23 protein-coding genes are annotated in these 15,439 nt (G+C 61.9%); 15 read left to right on the forward strand and 8 right to left on the reverse strand.

Annotation, left to right across the window (positions count from 1 at the left end):
• Positions 1-8: 8 nt before the first annotated feature.
• A complete protein-coding gene (locus tag DQ405_RS00680) occupies positions 9-449 on the reverse strand; it encodes a hypothetical protein (protein ID WP_168422446.1) in 441 nt (146 codons plus the stop codon).
• On the opposite strand from DQ405_RS00680, the gene trmL reads away from it, so the two are divergent.
• The 4 genes from trmL (at position 448) to DQ405_RS00700 (ending at position 3,698) form a co-directional block, all read left to right on the forward strand.
• Entirely contained in the window at positions 448-909 is a 462-nt protein-coding gene (gene trmL / locus DQ405_RS00685) for a tRNA (uridine(34)/cytosine(34)/5-carboxymethylaminomethyluridine(34)-2'-O)-methyltransferase TrmL (RefSeq protein ID WP_168422447.1), read from the forward strand. The genes DQ405_RS00680 and trmL overlap by 2 nt on opposite strands.
• Before the next feature lie 258 nt (positions 910-1,167).
• The gene (gene hslV, locus DQ405_RS00690) at positions 1,168-1,704 is read left to right on the forward strand and encodes an ATP-dependent protease subunit HslV (protein WP_168422726.1); all 537 of its coding nucleotides are present in this window, start codon (positions 1,168-1,170) and stop codon (positions 1,702-1,704) included.
• Positions 1,705-1,879: 175 nt separating this feature from the next.
• A complete protein-coding gene (hslU, locus tag DQ405_RS00695) occupies positions 1,880-3,223 on the forward strand; it encodes an ATP-dependent protease ATPase subunit HslU (protein ID WP_168422448.1) in 1,344 nt (447 codons plus the stop codon).
• A gap of 100 nt (positions 3,224-3,323) precedes the next feature.
• On the forward strand, positions 3,324-3,698 hold the full coding sequence (locus tag DQ405_RS00700) for a gamma-butyrobetaine hydroxylase-like domain-containing protein (RefSeq protein ID WP_168422449.1): 375 nt from the start codon (positions 3,324-3,326) through the stop codon (positions 3,696-3,698).
• Positions 3,699-3,827: 129 nt separating this feature from the next.
• Here DQ405_RS00700 and DQ405_RS00705 read toward each other — a convergent pair whose 3' ends face one another.
• Positions 3,828-4,103 (reverse strand): polyhydroxyalkanoic acid system family protein, encoded by a 276-nt coding sequence (locus DQ405_RS00705; protein WP_168422450.1) that lies wholly within the window; start codon positions 4,101-4,103, stop codon positions 3,828-3,830.
• Between the two features lie 197 nt (positions 4,104-4,300).
• Between DQ405_RS00705 and ubiE the strand changes: the two genes are divergently transcribed.
• From ubiE to DQ405_RS00755, 10 genes are all read left to right on the forward strand, one after another.
• Positions 4,301-5,071 carry a bifunctional demethylmenaquinone methyltransferase/2-methoxy-6-polyprenyl-1,4-benzoquinol methylase UbiE gene (ubiE, locus tag DQ405_RS00710; RefSeq protein WP_168422451.1) on the forward strand — a complete coding sequence of 257 codons (771 nt, stop codon included), beginning with the start codon at positions 4,301-4,303 and terminating at the stop codon, positions 5,069-5,071.
• Positions 5,071-5,694, forward strand: a complete 624-nt coding sequence (locus tag DQ405_RS00715) for a ubiquinone biosynthesis accessory factor UbiJ (RefSeq protein ID WP_168422452.1) — start codon at positions 5,071-5,073, stop codon at positions 5,692-5,694. Before ubiE ends, DQ405_RS00715 begins: the two co-directional genes overlap by 1 nt.
• Entirely contained in the window at positions 5,691-7,301 is a 1,611-nt protein-coding gene (gene ubiB, locus DQ405_RS00720; protein ID WP_168422453.1) for a ubiquinone biosynthesis regulatory protein kinase UbiB, read from the forward strand. The genes DQ405_RS00715 and ubiB overlap by 4 nt, the downstream gene beginning before the upstream one ends.
• Before the next feature lie 49 nt (positions 7,302-7,350).
• Positions 7,351-7,746, forward strand: a complete 396-nt coding sequence (hisI, locus tag DQ405_RS00725; RefSeq protein WP_168422454.1) for a phosphoribosyl-AMP cyclohydrolase — start codon at positions 7,351-7,353, stop codon at positions 7,744-7,746.
• Positions 7,739-8,071, forward strand: coding sequence for a phosphoribosyl-ATP diphosphatase (locus DQ405_RS00730; protein WP_168422455.1), 333 nt, complete (start codon positions 7,739-7,741; stop codon positions 8,069-8,071). Before hisI ends, DQ405_RS00730 begins: the two co-directional genes overlap by 8 nt.
• Before the next feature lie 24 nt (positions 8,072-8,095).
• On the forward strand, positions 8,096-8,326 hold the full coding sequence (gene tatA, locus DQ405_RS00735) for a twin-arginine translocase TatA/TatE family subunit (protein ID WP_168422456.1): 231 nt from the start codon (positions 8,096-8,098) through the stop codon (positions 8,324-8,326).
• A gap of 6 nt (positions 8,327-8,332) precedes the next feature.
• Positions 8,333-8,725, forward strand: coding sequence for a Sec-independent protein translocase protein TatB (gene tatB / locus DQ405_RS00740; RefSeq protein WP_168422457.1), 393 nt, complete (start codon positions 8,333-8,335; stop codon positions 8,723-8,725).
• Positions 8,722-9,525 (forward strand): twin-arginine translocase subunit TatC, encoded by an 804-nt coding sequence (gene tatC, locus DQ405_RS00745; RefSeq protein ID WP_168422458.1) that lies wholly within the window; start codon positions 8,722-8,724, stop codon positions 9,523-9,525. Before tatB ends, tatC begins: the two co-directional genes overlap by 4 nt.
• On the forward strand, positions 9,522-10,229 hold the full coding sequence (locus DQ405_RS00750) for a 16S rRNA (uracil(1498)-N(3))-methyltransferase (protein WP_168422459.1): 708 nt from the start codon (positions 9,522-9,524) through the stop codon (positions 10,227-10,229). Before tatC ends, DQ405_RS00750 begins: the two co-directional genes overlap by 4 nt.
• 106 nt (positions 10,230-10,335) lie before the next feature.
• A complete protein-coding gene (locus tag DQ405_RS00755) occupies positions 10,336-10,755 on the forward strand; it encodes a UPF0158 family protein (protein ID WP_168422460.1) in 420 nt (139 codons plus the stop codon).
• Between the two features lie 20 nt (positions 10,756-10,775).
• Here the strand turns inward: DQ405_RS00755 and dtd are convergent, their stop codons facing one another.
• On the reverse strand, positions 10,776-11,213 hold the full coding sequence (gene dtd / locus DQ405_RS00760; protein ID WP_168422461.1) for a D-aminoacyl-tRNA deacylase: 438 nt from the start codon (positions 11,211-11,213) through the stop codon (positions 10,776-10,778).
• Entirely contained in the window at positions 11,213-12,184 is a 972-nt protein-coding gene (gene pip / locus DQ405_RS00765) for a prolyl aminopeptidase (RefSeq protein WP_168422462.1), read from the reverse strand. Before pip ends, dtd begins: the two co-directional genes overlap by 1 nt.
• A 75-nt stretch (positions 12,185-12,259) precedes the next feature.
• Between pip and DQ405_RS00770 the strand changes: the two genes are divergently transcribed.
• Positions 12,260-12,694, forward strand: coding sequence for a hypothetical protein (locus DQ405_RS00770; RefSeq protein WP_168422463.1), 435 nt, complete (start codon positions 12,260-12,262; stop codon positions 12,692-12,694).
• Positions 12,695-12,769: 75 nt separating this feature from the next.
• On the opposite strand, the gene DQ405_RS00775 is transcribed toward DQ405_RS00770, so the two are convergent.
• From DQ405_RS00775 to DQ405_RS00790, 4 genes are all read right to left on the reverse strand, one after another.
• Complete coding sequence (locus DQ405_RS00775) at positions 12,770-13,318, reverse strand: lipocalin family protein (RefSeq protein WP_168422464.1); 549 nt, start codon at positions 13,316-13,318, stop codon at positions 12,770-12,772.
• A gap of 12 nt (positions 13,319-13,330) precedes the next feature.
• Positions 13,331-13,585, reverse strand: a complete 255-nt coding sequence (bamE, locus tag DQ405_RS00780) for an outer membrane protein assembly factor BamE domain-containing protein (protein ID WP_168422465.1) — start codon at positions 13,583-13,585, stop codon at positions 13,331-13,333.
• A 91-nt stretch (positions 13,586-13,676) separates the two neighbouring features.
• On the reverse strand, positions 13,677-14,279 hold the full coding sequence (locus DQ405_RS00785) for a DUF924 family protein (protein WP_168422466.1): 603 nt from the start codon (positions 14,277-14,279) through the stop codon (positions 13,677-13,679).
• Positions 14,280-14,282: 3 nt separating this feature from the next.
• A complete protein-coding gene (locus tag DQ405_RS00790) occupies positions 14,283-15,293 on the reverse strand; it encodes a class 1 fructose-bisphosphatase (protein ID WP_168422467.1) in 1,011 nt (336 codons plus the stop codon).
• Between the last annotated feature and the right edge of the window lie 146 nt (positions 15,294-15,439).

The following is a 15,439-nucleotide window of genomic DNA, read 5'->3' on the forward strand; positions in this document are numbered from 1 at the left end:
GGTCGCGGTCAGCGTGGCGCGACCCTCACCCGCAATACCCAATCGCCGTCCCGCTCCTCGCCCTCCCATTCAGCAACCAGCGGTCGAGTCGACACGAAGTGCAACAGCAGGCCCCTCTCCGTAAGTTGCAGGCGCCAGCCGACGCTCGTACCATCGAGCTCAAGCCGTCCATTGCCAGCGCTGCCCTGCGCTTGGAACAGCATGCCAACCGCGCCGTCGATATCCTGGCTGTACAGCTGCGGCTCGCGATCGAACCACAGTTGCAGGCCGTCGGCGATCGGCTCAACCCGTAGCAATTGCACGGGGCCCGGCGCCGTGACGCGGCCGATCAAGGCACCCACCAGCAATCCGATCAGCACCAGCGAGCCGAAAAAGCGCCGACGATGACGGCGTAACGGATCGCTTGGCACAGTAGAATGCCGGTCGTTTTCTGAGTCGGTGACGCGCATGTTCCATGTGATCCTTTTCCAGCCGGAGATTCCGCCGAATACCGGCAACATTATCAGGCTCTGCGCCAATGCCGGCTGCAGCCTGCATCTGATCGAACCGCTGGGCTTCGAGCTGGATGACAAGCGCCTGCGCCGGGCCGGCCTGGATTACCACGAGTATGCGCCGCTCCAGCGTCATGCAGATCTCGACAGCTGCCTGGCGAGCATTGGCCAGACGCGATTGTTCGCTTTTACCACCAAGGGTTCACAGCCCTTTCATCAGGTGCAGTTCCAGCGCGGCGATGCCTTTCTGTTCGGCCCCGAGAGCCGCGGCCTGCCGCCGGAGATCCGCGATGCACTGCCGAACGAGCAACGCCTGCGTCTGCCGATGCGCCCGGACAGTCGCAGCCTGAATCTCTCCAATACCGTTGCCGTCGCCGTTTACGAGGCCTGGCGGCAGCTGGATTTCGCCCTGCAATAACCGGATCCATGCGCCCCTGGCGTGAGCATGCTTCCGTGCCGACAGGTCATCGCCCTCCGCGATGATCCCGCCGCGCCATCGAGCCGCCCAGCGGCTGGTGCGGCGCTGCCTGACAATCTCAGCCCATTGGTCCGCGCCGATAAGGCAGGACGCGGCGGCCGGGGCCCCGAATCCCGAACGTCGGTTGAAATGCGTGGCAGCGTCCCCCATATCAACCGCATTCGGGCATTCATCGCCCCGCTGCGTGGAGATTTTCCTTTGACCACCATCGTTTCAGTGCGCCGCAACGGCAAAGTCGTCATGGGCGGCGACGGCCAGGTTTCCTTAGGCAATACCGTCATGAAAGGCAACGCCAAGAAGGTTCGCCGCCTCTATCACGGCCAGGTGCTGGCCGGCTTCGCTGGCGCCACCGCTGATGCCTTCACCCTGTTCGAGCGTTTCGAGGGTCAGCTGGAAAAACACCAGGGCCACCTCGTGCGCGCTGCCGTGGAACTGGCCAAGGACTGGCGGACCGACCGTTCGTTGAGCCGCCTGGAAGCCATGCTCGCGGTTGCCAACAAGGACGCTTCGCTGATCATCACGGGCAACGGAGACGTGGTGCAGCCGGAAAACGATCTGATCGCCATGGGCTCCGGCGGCGGTTTCGCCCAGGCAGCCGCCATGGCGCTGATGCAGAAGGGAGACGACAGCATGTCCGCCCAGGACATCACCGAAACCGCGCTGAATATCGCCGGCACCATCTGCGTCTTCACCAACCAGAATCTGACCATCGAGGAACTGGACAGCGCGATCTGACAGGTCGATGAAAAACTACCTGCGTTGGCAATCCTTCGTTAAAAACAGGCTCGGAATGCTCATTTAGACCACTAAACTCCGCTTCCTCGCCTGTTTTTGCCTCGACTTGCCGGCCTCGCCTACGTTTTTCAAACGGCCTGTTTGTATCCTGCCCAGCTTCGGGAGTAACGAAAAAATGTCCATGACGCCCCGCGAGATCGTCCACGAACTCAACCGCCATATCATCGGCCAGGACGACGCCAAGCGCGCAGTCGCCATTGCCTTGCGCAACCGCTGGAGGCGCATGCAGCTATCCGCTGAGCTGCGCCCGGAAGTCACCCCGAAAAACATCCTCATGATCGGCCCCACCGGCGTCGGCAAGACCGAGATCGCCCGTCGCCTGGCCAAGCTGGCCAATGCGCCATTCATAAAGGTGGAAGCGACCAAGTTCACCGAAGTCGGCTATGTCGGCCGCGATGTCGAGTCGATCATCCGTGACCTGGCCGATGCTGCGCTGAAAATGATGCGCGAGCAGGAAGTCGGCAAGATGCGTCACCGCGCCGAAGATGCGGCCGAGGAGCGCATTCTCGATGCGCTGCTGCCGCAGGCGCGCCCGGCCGGCTTCAGCGAGGAGCCGGTACAGAGCACCGATTCCAACACCCGCCAGCTATTCCGCAAGCGCCTGCGCGAAGGCCAGCTGGACGACAAGGAAATCGATATCGAAGTGGCGGAAAACCCAGGCGGCGTGGAGATCATGGCCCCGCCAGGCATGGAGGAGATGACCAACCAGCTGCAGAATCTCTTCTCCAACATGGGCAAAGGCAAGAAAAAGACCCGCAAGCTGAAGATCAAGGACGCCCTCAAGCTGGTCCGCGACGAGGAAGCCGCGCGCCTGGTCAACGAGGAAGAACTCAAGGCCCGCGCGCTGGAAGCGGTGGAGCAGAACGGCATCGTCTTCATCGACGAGATCGATAAGGTCGCCAAGCGCGGCAACACCGGTGGCGCCGATGTGTCCCGCGAGGGCGTTCAGCGCGACCTCCTTCCGCTCATTGAAGGCAGCACGGTCAACACCAAGCTGGGCATGGTCAAGACCGACCACATCCTGTTCATCGCCAGCGGCGCCTTCCATCTGTCCAAGCCCAGCGATCTGGTGCCTGAGCTGCAAGGTCGTCTGCCAATCCGCGTCGAGCTCAAAGCGCTGTCGCCGGAAGACTTCGAACGCATCCTCACCGAACCGCATGCCTCGCTCACCGAGCAGTACCGCGAGTTGCTGAAGACCGAAGGACTGGCAATCGAATTCACCGCCGACGGCATCAAACGCCTCGCTCAGATCGCCTGGCAGGTCAACGAGAAGACCGAGAACATCGGCGCGCGCCGCTTGCATACGCTGCTTGAGCGGTTGCTTGAGGAAGTCTCGTTCAGCGCCGGCGACCTGGCGGGTAAGCAGAACGGCGACCCCATCCGCATCGACACCGATTACGTCAACAGCCACCTCGGCGAGCTGGCCGAAGACGAAGATCTGTCGCGGTATATCCTTTAACGCAGCTGGAAGCCGGAAGCTACAAGAGCGGAGCCGGTACCTCGACTCCGCGCCAGCTCTGGCTATCGTTTCAAGCTTCAAGTCCATATGGAGTGTGCCGATGCGCATCCCCACCGCGATCAAGCTGCACAAGAAATCAAAAACGCTGGAGCTCGAATACGGCGGCAATCAGCGTTACGTCCTGCCAGCCGAACTTCTAAGGGTGCACTCGCCGTCGGCTGAGGTGCAGGGGCACGGCAACCCGATCTTGCAGACCGGCAAGGTCAATGTTGCGCTGGAAGGTATCGAGCCGGCCGGTCAATACGCGCTGAAGCTGACCTTCAGCGATGGCCATGACAGCGGCCTGTATACCTGGGATTACCTTTATCACTTGGCGAGCCATCAGCAACAGCTCTGGGATGAATACTTGGACGCACTGGCGAAAGCAGGAAAGTCCCGTGATCCGGATATCTCGCCGGTGAAGATGATGCTCTGAAACCAGGCTTCCGTAGGGTCGATCACGATTCATCGAGCAGCGCCATGGTGGATGTAACACGGTGGATGTAAAAAGCGACATCCACCCTACATCTGCATCTCTCGTCGGTGCGGCTCAACGACAGTCGGCTCAGGCCAGCGCCTTGTCCAGCGCGCGCTCGATCTGCGCTTGGACGCTGCCGCCCATGGCCGAGAACAGCAGTCCAAGGTTCAGCAAGACTTTGACGCGGCTCTCTTCCACCTCGATGCGCCCCTCAGCCCCGCTACGCCGCACAGCCAACACATCGCCGTGCCATTCACAGCTCACGCCGTACTCGTGCGCCAGCTTCGCAGCCAGTTGTTCGGCTTTTTCGCGTGCCACCTCGCGGCCAAGGGTGTGGGTGCGTTCAACAATGATGCGGGCCATGGCGACTCCTGACTGCGGGCCGGAACAAAGGCGCGCACTATAGCAAGCGGCGCATCTGGTTGCCGGCCGCCCGTGCATCGGCGAGCCATCGATACCAGAACTGTCGGCACTCTCTGCGCTGACTTGACGCTTGTGGCTTCGCGCTCGACGGCGTTTTTAGGTTTAGAATGCGGGCACATTCTTCCGGTGACAGTGACATGACCGATCCCCGCAAAGAGCGTGACGCAGAGCCCACCACCCACTTCGGCTACAAGAACGTGCCGGAGAGCGAAAAAGCGCACAAGGTGGCCGAGGTTTTTCACTCTGTAGCCGCCAAATACGACCTGATGAACGACCTGATGTCCGGCGGCGTACATCGCCTCTGGAAGCGCTTTACCATCGAACTGTCTGGCGTGCGCCACGGCAACCGTGTGCTGGATATCGCTGGCGGCACCGGCGATCTGGCGCGCCAGTTCTCGCGCATCGTCGGCCCGACCGGCGAAGTGGTGCTGGCTGATATCAACGCGTCCATGCTTAAGGTCGGCCGTGATCGCCTGCTCGACAAGGGCGTGGCCGGCAACGTGAAGTTCGTTCAGGCCGACGCCGAGAAACTGCCTTTTCCCGACAACCACTTCGACGTGGTCACCATCGCGTTCGGCCTGCGCAACGTGACGCACAAGGAAGACGCCATCGCTTCCATGCTGCGGGTACTCAAGCCCGGCGGCCGGCTGCTGGTGCTCGAGTTTTCCAAGCCAACCAACTCATTGCTCTCCAAGGCGTACGATGCTTACTCGTTCAGCCTGTTGCCGATGATGGGCAAGCTGATCACCAATGATTCGGAGAGCTATCGCTACCTGGCCGAATCGATCCGCATGCATCCGGATCAGGACACGCTCAAGGGCATGATGGCGGACGCCGGCTTCGAGCGCGTCACTTACCACAACATGACCGGCGGCATCGTCGCCCTGCATCGCGGCATCAAGCCCTGATGCTGCGCGCCGCTCTGCTGGCCGGTGCCGAGCGCGGGATCAACCGCGTACTGCGCCTGGACCCGACGGCGCTGCCACGGCTGGCCAGGCTCAGCGGCCGGATCATCGAAGTCGACGGCACTGCACCCGCATGGCGGCTGTTCATTCTCGCCGATGAGCAAGGCCTGCGGCTGGCCGAGCATTGGGGTAGCGAGCCGGACTGCCGCCTGCGCGCCTCCGCTGCGAGCCTGCTGCGATTGGCGACCAGCCGCAACAAGACCGCCATCCTCCACGGCCCGGGCGTCGAGATCGAGGGTGACAGCGCACTGCTGATGGGTCTCGCCGAGGTGCTGCAGGACCTCGATCTGGATTGGGAATATGAAGTCTCGCGCTGGCTCGGTCCCGTCGGCACGCATCTGCTCGGCTCCGGTGTTCGAAATCAGGCCGCCTGGGCTCGGCAGAGTGCCGAAAGCCTACGCCAGGATCTGGCGGACTACCTCAGTGAAGAATCCCGAGCTCTGGTCGGTCTGGCTGAGGCGGAAACGCGCTTCGCTGAACTCGACCGCCTTAAACTCGATCTCGACCGACTCGAAGCCCGAGTCGAGCGGCTTATCCAATCTTTGAAACCAGACCGACCCGAATGAAGCTGTTCGCCGCGGCCCGCCGCCTGTTCCGCATCCTGCTGGTGGTGATCCGCTACCGGCTCGACGACATCATCCTCGATCTGCCAATGCCCTGGTGGCTGCGTGCAACCAGCTACCTGCTGCCCTGGCGCTGGCTGCCCCGCCGGCGTACCGAGCTGTCCCGGGGCGCGCGCCTGCGCCTGGCTCTAGAAGGTCTCGGGCCGATCTTCATCAAGTTCGGCCAGATTCTCTCTACCCGTCGCGACCTGCTGCCGCTGGATATCGCCGAAGAGCTGGCGATGCTGCAGGACCGCGTGCCGCCCTTCGATTCCGCCGTGGCCACCGCGCTGATCGAGCGTCAGCTGGGCGCACCGGTGGGTGAAATCTTCGCCCGGTTCGACAATAAACCGCTGGCCTCCGCCTCGGTCGCCCAGGTCCATGCCGCCAAGCTGCGCAGTGGCGAAGAGGTCGTCGTCAAGGTAGTGCGACCCAACCTCAAGCCGATCATCAGCCAGGATCTGGCCTGGTTGTTCCTGCTCGCCAAGACTGCCGAGCGGGCCTCCACCGAAGCCCGTCGACTGCACCTGATCGAGGTGGTCGATGATTACGCCAAGACCATCTACGACGAGCTCGACCTGCTGCGCGAGGCCGCCAACGCCAGCCAGCTCAAACGCAACTTCCAGGATTCACCGCTGCTCTACGTTCCCCAGATCCATTGGGACTACTGCCGCCCTCAGGTCCTGGTAATGGAACGCATCTACGGCGTGCCGGTGACGGACATGGCCCGCCTCGCCGAGCAGCGCACGGACATGAAGCAGCTGGCCGAGCGCGGTGTGGAGATATTCTTCACCCAGGTTTTCCGCGACAGCTTCTTCCATGCCGACATGCACCCCGGCAACATCTTCGTCAGCACCCACCAACCCTGGAACCCGCAGTACATCGCGGTGGACTTCGGCATTGTCGGCAGCCTGACGCCCGAAGATCAGGACTACCTGGCGCGCAACCTGATGGCCTTCTTCAAACGTGACTACCGCAAGGTCGCGCAATTGCACATCGACTCGGGCTGGGTGCCGGCAGAAACCAAGGTGAACGAGTTCGAAGCGGCGATCCGTACCGTTTGCGAGCCGATCTTCGAGAAGCCGCTGAAGGACATCTCCTTCGGCCAGTTGCTGGTGCGCCTGTTCCAGGTCGCCCGGCGCTTCAATATGGAGGTCCAGCCGCAGCTGGTGCTGCTGCAAAAAACCCTACTCAATATCGAAGGGCTGGGCCGCGAGCTCTACCCCGATCTGGACCTCTGGACCACCGGCCAACCGTACCTTGAACGCTGGATGCGCGAGCGCATGAGCCCTAAGCAGCTGCTGAAGAACGCGCAGGCGCAGATCGAGCAGCTGCCGCACCTGGCCGGCATGACCCGCGAACTGCTCGAGCGCATGTCCAACCCCCACGCAGACAATCCGCCGCCGCCTTGGAGAGAACATCACCGGCATTGGCCGTTGCGCCTTGTCGGTGCCGTACTGCTGGGCGGAGGCGCAACTCTGGCCGCCGCGGCAGACAGCTTTACTGCGGTGACCACCTGGCCGGCCTGGGTGATGCTCAGCGCGGGAATCTACATCGTGGTGCGCCGATAGCCAGCGGTCGGCGAGGCTGGCACACTGCGCGCATTGAGCGGAGAATTCGATGAACTGGCTGGACCAAATCAACTGGAACGAAGACGGCTTGGTGCCGGCCATCGCCCAGGATCACCAGACCGGGCGCATCCTGATGATGGCCTGGATGAATCGCGAGGCGCTGACGCTGACCGCAGCGGAAAATCGCGCCATCTACTGGTCACGTTCACGTGGCAAGCTGTGGCGCAAGGGCGAAGAATCCGGTCATGTTCAGAAGCTGCACGAACTGCGCCTGGACTGTGATGCCGACGTGATCGTACTGATGGTCGAGCAAATCGGCGGTATTGCCTGCCATACCGGACGCGAAAGCTGCTTCTATCGGGTCTTCGAGAACAGTAGCTGGAAAACTGTCGAGCCGGTCCTCAAGGACCCACACGCGATTTATGCGGAGCACAAACATGAGTGACACCTTCGCCCGTCTGGCCGAGGTGCTGGAAGCCCGCAAGGGCGCCGCTGCGGATAGTTCCTACGTGGCCAGCCTGTATCACAAGGGCCTGAACAAGATTCTCGAGAAGGTCGGTGAAGAGTCGGTGGAAACCATCCTGGCCGCCAAGGATGCCGCTGTCAGCGGTGATTTCAGCGACCTGATCTACGAAACTGCCGACCTGTGGTTTCACAGCCTGGTGATGCTGGCCGCTCTGGATCAACACCCCCAGGCGGTATTGGACGAACTGGACCGGCGTTTCGGTCTCTCCGGGCATGCGGAAAAAGCCGCGCGCTCACAATCCTGACAATCAACTTCGGAGTACTGCAGCATGGGTTTTGGTGGAATCAGCATCTGGCAGCTCCTGATCGTTCTGCTCATCGTGGTCATGCTCTTCGGCACCAAGCGTTTGAAGGGCCTGGGCTCGGATCTGGGCGACGCGATCAAGGGCTTCCGCAAGTCCATGGGCACCGATGAAGAAAAGCCCAGCGTCGAAGAGAAGCAGAGCCATACACTCGATGCCGAGGCCCGCAAGGTCGAAGACCCGACGAAGAAGAACTGAGGCGCCATGTTCGATATCGGCTTCACCGAACTGCTGTTGATCGGCCTGGTTGCACTGTTCGTCCTCGGCCCGGAGCGCCTGCCCGGTGCAGTGCGCACCGCCGGCCTATGGATCGGCCGCGCCAAGCGCAGCTTTGCCAACATCAAGTCCGAGGTCGAGCGCGAGATCGGCGCCGATGAGATCCGCCGTCAGCTGCACAACGAGCGCATCCTCGATCTGGAGCGGGAGATGAAGCAGAGCATCATGCCGAGCTCACCGAGCACCAGTAGCACCCCGTCCCCGCAATCGGCCACGCCGCCGCCGGACGCCAGCTCATTCGAAGCAGCACCCACCATCGAAGACGCCAAACCCGCCGAAACGGCCCCCGTACCCCGCCCGGAAAGACCCGCTGAGCCATGAGCAATACCTCCACCGATGATCAGGAAATGCCGCTGGTTGCCCACCTGACGGAGCTGCGCAAGCGCCTGCTGCGTTGCGTGGTGGCGATCCTGTTGCTGTTTGGCGCGTTGTTCTACTTTTCCCAGCAGATATACGCGCTGGTGGCCGCACCGTTGCGCGCCTATCTGCCGGAAGGTGCGACGATGATCGCCACCGGGGTGGCTTCGCCGTTCCTGACGCCGTTCAAGCTGACCATGATGGTCGCGCTGTTTCTCTCGATGCCGGTCATTTTGCATCAGATCTGGAGCTTCATCGCCCCGGGCCTGTACAAGCATGAGAAGCGGGTCGCCGTGCCGCTGCTGATTTCCAGCATTTTCCTGTTCTACGGCGGCATGGCCTTTGCCTACTTCGTCGTGTTTCCGATCATGTTCGGCTTCTTTGCCAGCGTGACGCCGGAAGGCGTGGCGATGATGACCGACATCGGTCAGTACCTGGATTTCGTTCTGACGCTGTTCTTTGCGTTCGGTGTGGCCTTCGAAATCCCCGTGGCGACCTTTCTGCTGATCTGGGTAGGGATCGTCGATGTCGCCACCCTGCGCAAGAGCCGCCCCTATGTCGTCGTCGGCTGCTTCGTGGTCGGCATGGTCCTTACGCCACCGGACGTATTCTCCCAGGCATTGCTCGCCATTCCGATGTGGCTGCTGTTCGAGGCCGGGCTGATCTGCGGCAGCATGGTGAAGAAACGCGAGGAAGAATTCCGCGGCGACGCCGAGGACGACCCAGCGCACCACAGCGACCAGTCGCCCACACCCCGCCCGTGAATCTATTGCTGCTGGAGGCGGCCGACTTCGTTGCCGCCGATCGTGTGATCCTGCGTGATCGGCGCTTCAAGCATATCCAGGACGTACACCGCGCAGAAGCAGGCGAACAGCTGCGAGTCGGCCTGCTTGGCGGTGAGATGGGTCAAGGCCGGCTGCTGCGTCTGGAGGCCGGCGAGGCGGAACTGGAAATCACGCTGAACCACCCGCCGCCCGCCAAGCTGCCAATAACCCTGCTGCTGGCACTGCCAAGGCCGAAGATGCTCCGTCGCGTGCTGCAGACCGTTGCCTGCATGGGCGTGCCGCGGCTGGTGCTGCTCAATAGCTACCGGGTGGAAAAGAGTTTCTGGCAGACCCCTTTCCTCGAAACGGCTGCGATACGTGAACAATTGCTGCTCGGCCTGGAGCAGGCACGCGACACCGTGCTGCCAGAGGTAAGCATCGAAAAGCGCTTCAAACCCTTCGTCGAGGATCGCCTGCCACAACTGGCTGCCGGCACCCGCGGGCTGGTCGGGCACCCGGGTAACTACCCGGCCTGTCCACGCGAGGTCAGCGACTCGGTGACGCTGGCGATCGGCCCGGAAGGCGGCTGGATACCCTACGAAGTCGACAAACTCTCCGAGGCAGGTCTGCAGCCCGTGCAATTGGGTGAACGCATCCTGCGCGTGGAAACTGCCGTCAGCGCGCTGCTTGCGCGCCTATTCTGACCAAGATCTTTGCATACGCCGAACGGCGCACAGTACCGATGAACGTAATGCACGCATCCGGTGCAAGCGGGTCAGAGCTACTGAACCCCAAACAGCAGTATCTGCCATGCGACCTTTGACCATTGATCTTCACCGTCTGGAGTATGCACTGGACAACCGCGACGCCAGCGAGCATTACCTCGATCTGGAGTCAGGTGAAATCCGTGCAGTGTTCCCGGGCGAAACCGCGCCAGGCGTGGACGAAAAGTACGACGTACAGGACGATCGCTTTCTGCACATCGAGCCGCTCGGGCTCGCGCAATCGATCGCCATGCGCGAGGCGTTTCTGTTCACTCAGCACGACCCCAACGCTCATGCGGTATTGAGCGACGCCCTGCAGGGCCGCAAGCCGCTGCGAACCTTCGACTTCAAGCTGGAGGACTTTCCGGAGGTTCGTCAGGCCTGGCTGGATTACCAGGCCGTGCAATTGCGTGAGTACGCCATTAGCTGGCTGCATGAGAACGATCTGGAACCCTCGAAGCGCTGACCGCACCGCAGCGGGCCGTTTCAGCTTTCCAGAAGAAAGGTCACAGGCCCATCGTTCTGCAGATGCACCTGCATCTCGGCACCGAAGCGACCGCAGGCAACCTGCGAATGCTGTCGGCGCGCCTGGGCGAGCAGGTAGTCATAGAGTTCTTCGCCGAGCTGCGGCGGCGCCGCGCTGGAAAAGCTGGGCCGAAGACCGCTGCCCGTATCGGCCGCCAGGGTGAACTGCGAGACCAGCAGCAGGCCGCCGCCGATATCGGTCACAGAGCGATTCATCTTGCCATGCTCGTCACTGAATACCCGGTAGCGCAGCAGCTTGTGCAACAGCTTGTCGGTCCGGGTGCGGTCGTCGTCACGCTCGACGCCGACCAGCACCAGCAGGCCCTGGTCGATGCTACCGACCACCTCGCCGGCCACCTCGACGCGCGCGTGCCGCACGCGCTGGATCAACGCTTTCATCAGGCTTCTTCGGGCGGCAGATCGAGCAGGCGCTTGGCCACGTCCGCGGCGGCGCGCACCAGAGCGTCGCATATGCCGGGTTCCGAGGCAGAATGGCCGGCCTCGCGGATGATCTGTAGTTCGCTGTTGGACCACGCCTCGTGCAGCTCCCATGCGTTGTCCAGCGGGCAGATCACGTCATAGCGCCCATGCACGATGATGCCCGGCAGATGAGCGATCTTGTGCATATTGCGCAGCAACTGGTCGGGCTCGAGAAACGCCCCATTGACGAAGTAATGGCACTCGATACGCGCCATCGCCAGCGCCCTATGGGTATCGGAGAAGCGATCGACCACCTGGGTATTGGGCCGCAACGTGGCGGTGCGACCTTCCCAACAGGACCAGGCCTTGGCGGCATGCATCTGAGCGATCTGATCGGTACCGGTCAGGCGCTTGTAATAGGCCTGCATGAGATCACCCCGTTCTTCTGGCGGGATCGGCGAGAGAAAGTCCTGCCAGTAGTCGGGGAAAAGCCGGCTGGCGCCTTCCTGGTAAAACCAGGAGAACTCCTGCGGCCGGCAGAGAAAGATGCCGCGCAGAATCAGCGCATGAACATGTTCGGGAAATGCCTGAGCATAGGCCAGTGACAGCGTTGAGCCCCAGGAACCACCGAACAACACCCATTTATCGACGCTGAGATGCTGACGAATGTGCTCCATATCGGCGATAAGGTGCGCGGTGGTGTTATTTTCCAGGCTCGCGTGTGGGGTGGAGCGGCCACAGCCCCGCTGATCGAAGGTGATGATGCGGTACAGGTTGGGATCGAAGAAGCGCCGGCTCAGCGCATCACAGCCACCACCCGGCCCGCCATGCACAAACACCACAGGCAGGCCCTCCGGCGACCCACTCTCGTCGACATAAAGCACATGCGGCGCTTCGACCGCCAGCTCATGCCGGGCGTAGGGTTTGATCTCCGGATACAAGGTCTGCATGGCACACTCCATGGTCGGTAGGTCGGGGACTTGCCTGACGTTTCCGGCATCATAACGAGGTTCGAGAGGTTCGGCATGCCCCTATGGAAATTAGCCGCAGCTGCAGCGGCGGCGGTCACGCTGCTGCTGGTCGGTTGTGGCCGGGAGGATTCCCAGACGGCGTTGGAATCTGCAGCGCAATCGCTGCAGGACAGCATCGAGAACAAGGACAACGAGGAGCTGATGGCCATAATTCACCCCGAATTCAGCGCTAACCAGCGACTCGATCGCGACTGGGTACAGCGCACAGCCGCGATGATGTTCCTGCGTCACGGCAATGTGGGCGTGATCGCCCTGAACCGCCAGAGCTGGATTGACCCAACCTACCCCGACAAAGGCTACAGCGAGGCTCAGCTAGCCCTGACCGGCGCCGAGCGCTGGCTACCCCAACGCGTCGGCCATTATCACGTCAGGCTCGAGTGGTGGCGGGAGGACGGCGAATGGCTGTTGGCGCGATTGAATTGGGAGTAGCCGCAGCGCCACCGATCCGGGGAGAGAAGTGTGTCCAGTACGCCAGTCAGCAGGCGTAGCTCAGCCGGATAACGTTCAAGCCGACTCCGGTTTACCGCGCCAGATCAGCTCACTGACGTCATAGCCACGCTGACGCGCCTCGTCGAGCAATTTTTCGCGCGTCGCGGGGGCGACTTCGACTTCTCGCGACAGCAACCAGAGGTATTCGCGGTCCGGGCTTCCCACCAGCGCCACGCTGTAATCGTCGTCGAGGTAGAGAATCCAGTAGTGACCCTTGGTTAGCCCCGGAAAGAGATTGCTGAACCAGTTATCAAAACGAACCCAGAGCTTGTCGGTCTGCCCCGCCTGCTGGGGAAACGCTTCGCCCTGGACCTGTATCCATTCGCCGTCTTTGGTTTCGCAGCGATTGGTCACCGCCACTCGGCCATCGTCCTGCAACTGGTAGTTGGCCTGCGAACGCACGCAGTCGCGCTGGAAAAACATTGGCAGACGCGCCAGTTCATACCAGGTCCCCTGGTAGCGTTGCAGGTCGACCTGCCCGACCGTCTCGGGCGCTTGGCGGTCACCCGAGCGTGCACATCCGGCAATCAACAGTACGCAGCACAGCGTTGTGATCAAACGCATCTGGAGCCCTCCTCATTTCAGACCTTGGCCAGAGAACATCATAACTTTGTCGCCGGCAAACTGAATGCTGATGAAACGGTTTTTCTGCCCCCAGGTGCAGCTGGACATGCCCAGCGCGCCGGCGCATTCGCCCGGCTTGCCGAGCAGTTTTTCGACCTCCGCGCGCGACATGCCGGCCTGCAACTTTGCGAAATTCTCCTGAGTGACCGGGCTGCAGGCAGCGAGCAGAACGACGACGATGACCAACGATAGATGACGCAGCGACATGACAGGTTCCTTGGGTTGGTCGGTGCTGGCCCTGCTTGGCCGCGCCTCAAAAAGGTCTGGAGCAACGAGCCGTGAGCGTACCCGCCGCCGACTAGAAGCGCGAGCCGGGCGTGGCCAGAAATGCCTGCTCGGCCTCAGTGGCTTCCCGACCGAGTACTTCGTTGCGATGGGGAAAACGACCGAACCTGGCAATCACGTCACGATGGCGCTCTGCAAAGTCGAGGAAGCCGTCAAATAGCGGCTGTTCCTCGGGCGCGACAAGTCCGTGGAGCAGCTGGAACTGCGCAACGGCCTGTTCCTGTACTTGCAGGTTTTCCGCATGTTCGAGCACCAGATAGATGAACACACGCTGAATCGGGGCGAGCAACACATCCCCGCCGTGCGCCATGCCATCGCGAACCAGCTGCAGAGCGCGCTGGTCACCCGCGAAGGCCTGCGGGGTCCCGCGATAGATCATGCGCGGCAGCTGATCGAGCAACAGTACCAGCGCCAGCCAGCCATGGGGCGACTCAGTCCAGTCGCTCAGCCCGCCCTCCAAGGCCTGGCCGGTCAGATCGCCGAAGCGGGCACGGGCTTCGGCGTCCTGTTCAGGCTTGTAGCCGAACCATAGCCCTTGCTTGTCCTTGGCGATCTCATTGGCGGTGGCGCCCTCGCCAAACCACCATGTCAGCAACTCCAGCCAGGGCCCCTGCATCGGTCAGCCCTGGTGGTAGCCGGTGACGCGCTCGACTTCTTCCTTAGAGCCGAGGAAGACCGGTACGCGCTGGTGCAGCGATTCGGGTTGTACGTCGAGAATACGCTGAGTCCCGGTGGTTGCCGCTCCGCCGGCCTGCTCGATGATGAATGACATCGGGTTGGCTTCGTACATCAAGCGCAGCTTGCCGGCCTTGCCCGGCTCGCGGGCATCGCGTGGGTACATGAACATGCCGCCGCGGGTGAGGATGCGGTGTACGTCGGCCACCATCGAGGCGATCCAGCGCATGTTGTAATTCTTGTTAAGCGGGCCTTCGGTGCCGGCCAGCAGCTCGCTGACGTAACGCTGCACCGGTGCTTCCCAGTGGCGCTGGTTGGACATGTTGATAGCGAACTCAGCGGTACTTTCCGGTACTCGGATGTTTTCATGGGTCAGCACGAAGCTGCCCAGTTCCCGATCCAGCGTGAAGCCCATGACGCCATTGCCCAGCGTCAGCATCAACATGGTCTGCGGTCCGTAGATCGCATAACCGGCGGCTACCTGCTTGGTGCCGGGCTGAAGGAAGGCCTCCTCGCCGAGCGCATCATTCTGACTGAAGCATTCGCCTGGGCAACGCAGCACGGAGAAGATAGTGCCAACCGAGACGTTGACATCGATGTTGCTGGAGCCGTCCAGCGGATCGAAGACCAGCAGGTAGGCGCCTTTCGGGTACTTGCCCGGAATCTGATAGGCGTTATCCATTTCTTCCGACGCCATGCCGGCCAGATGGCCGCCCCATTCGTTGGCTTCGAGCAGGATTTCGTTGGAAAGAACGTCGAGCTTCTTCTGCACTTCGCCCTGGATGTTCTCGCTATCGGCGCTGCCGAGCACACCGCCCAGCGCGCCCTTGGAGACGGCGTGGCTGATCTCCTTGCACGCTCGAGCCACTACCTCGATAAGGAACCGCAGATCTGCAGGGGTGTTGTTGCTGCGGGTCTGCTCGATCAGGTAGCGACTCAGGGTTACGCGTGACATGAAATGACTCCGGAGGATGGATAAACCCGCGCAGTTTAGCAGGCCATGGGGAAACTAACCCTCCCTCAGACCCGTCCAGGGGCCGCAGAGTTCAGCGCAACGGCAAAGTGCCGGTAGCGTATTTCACTACCGGCTCTGGATGGGCC

Source organism: Pseudomonas sp. SST3 (assembly GCF_003325755.1).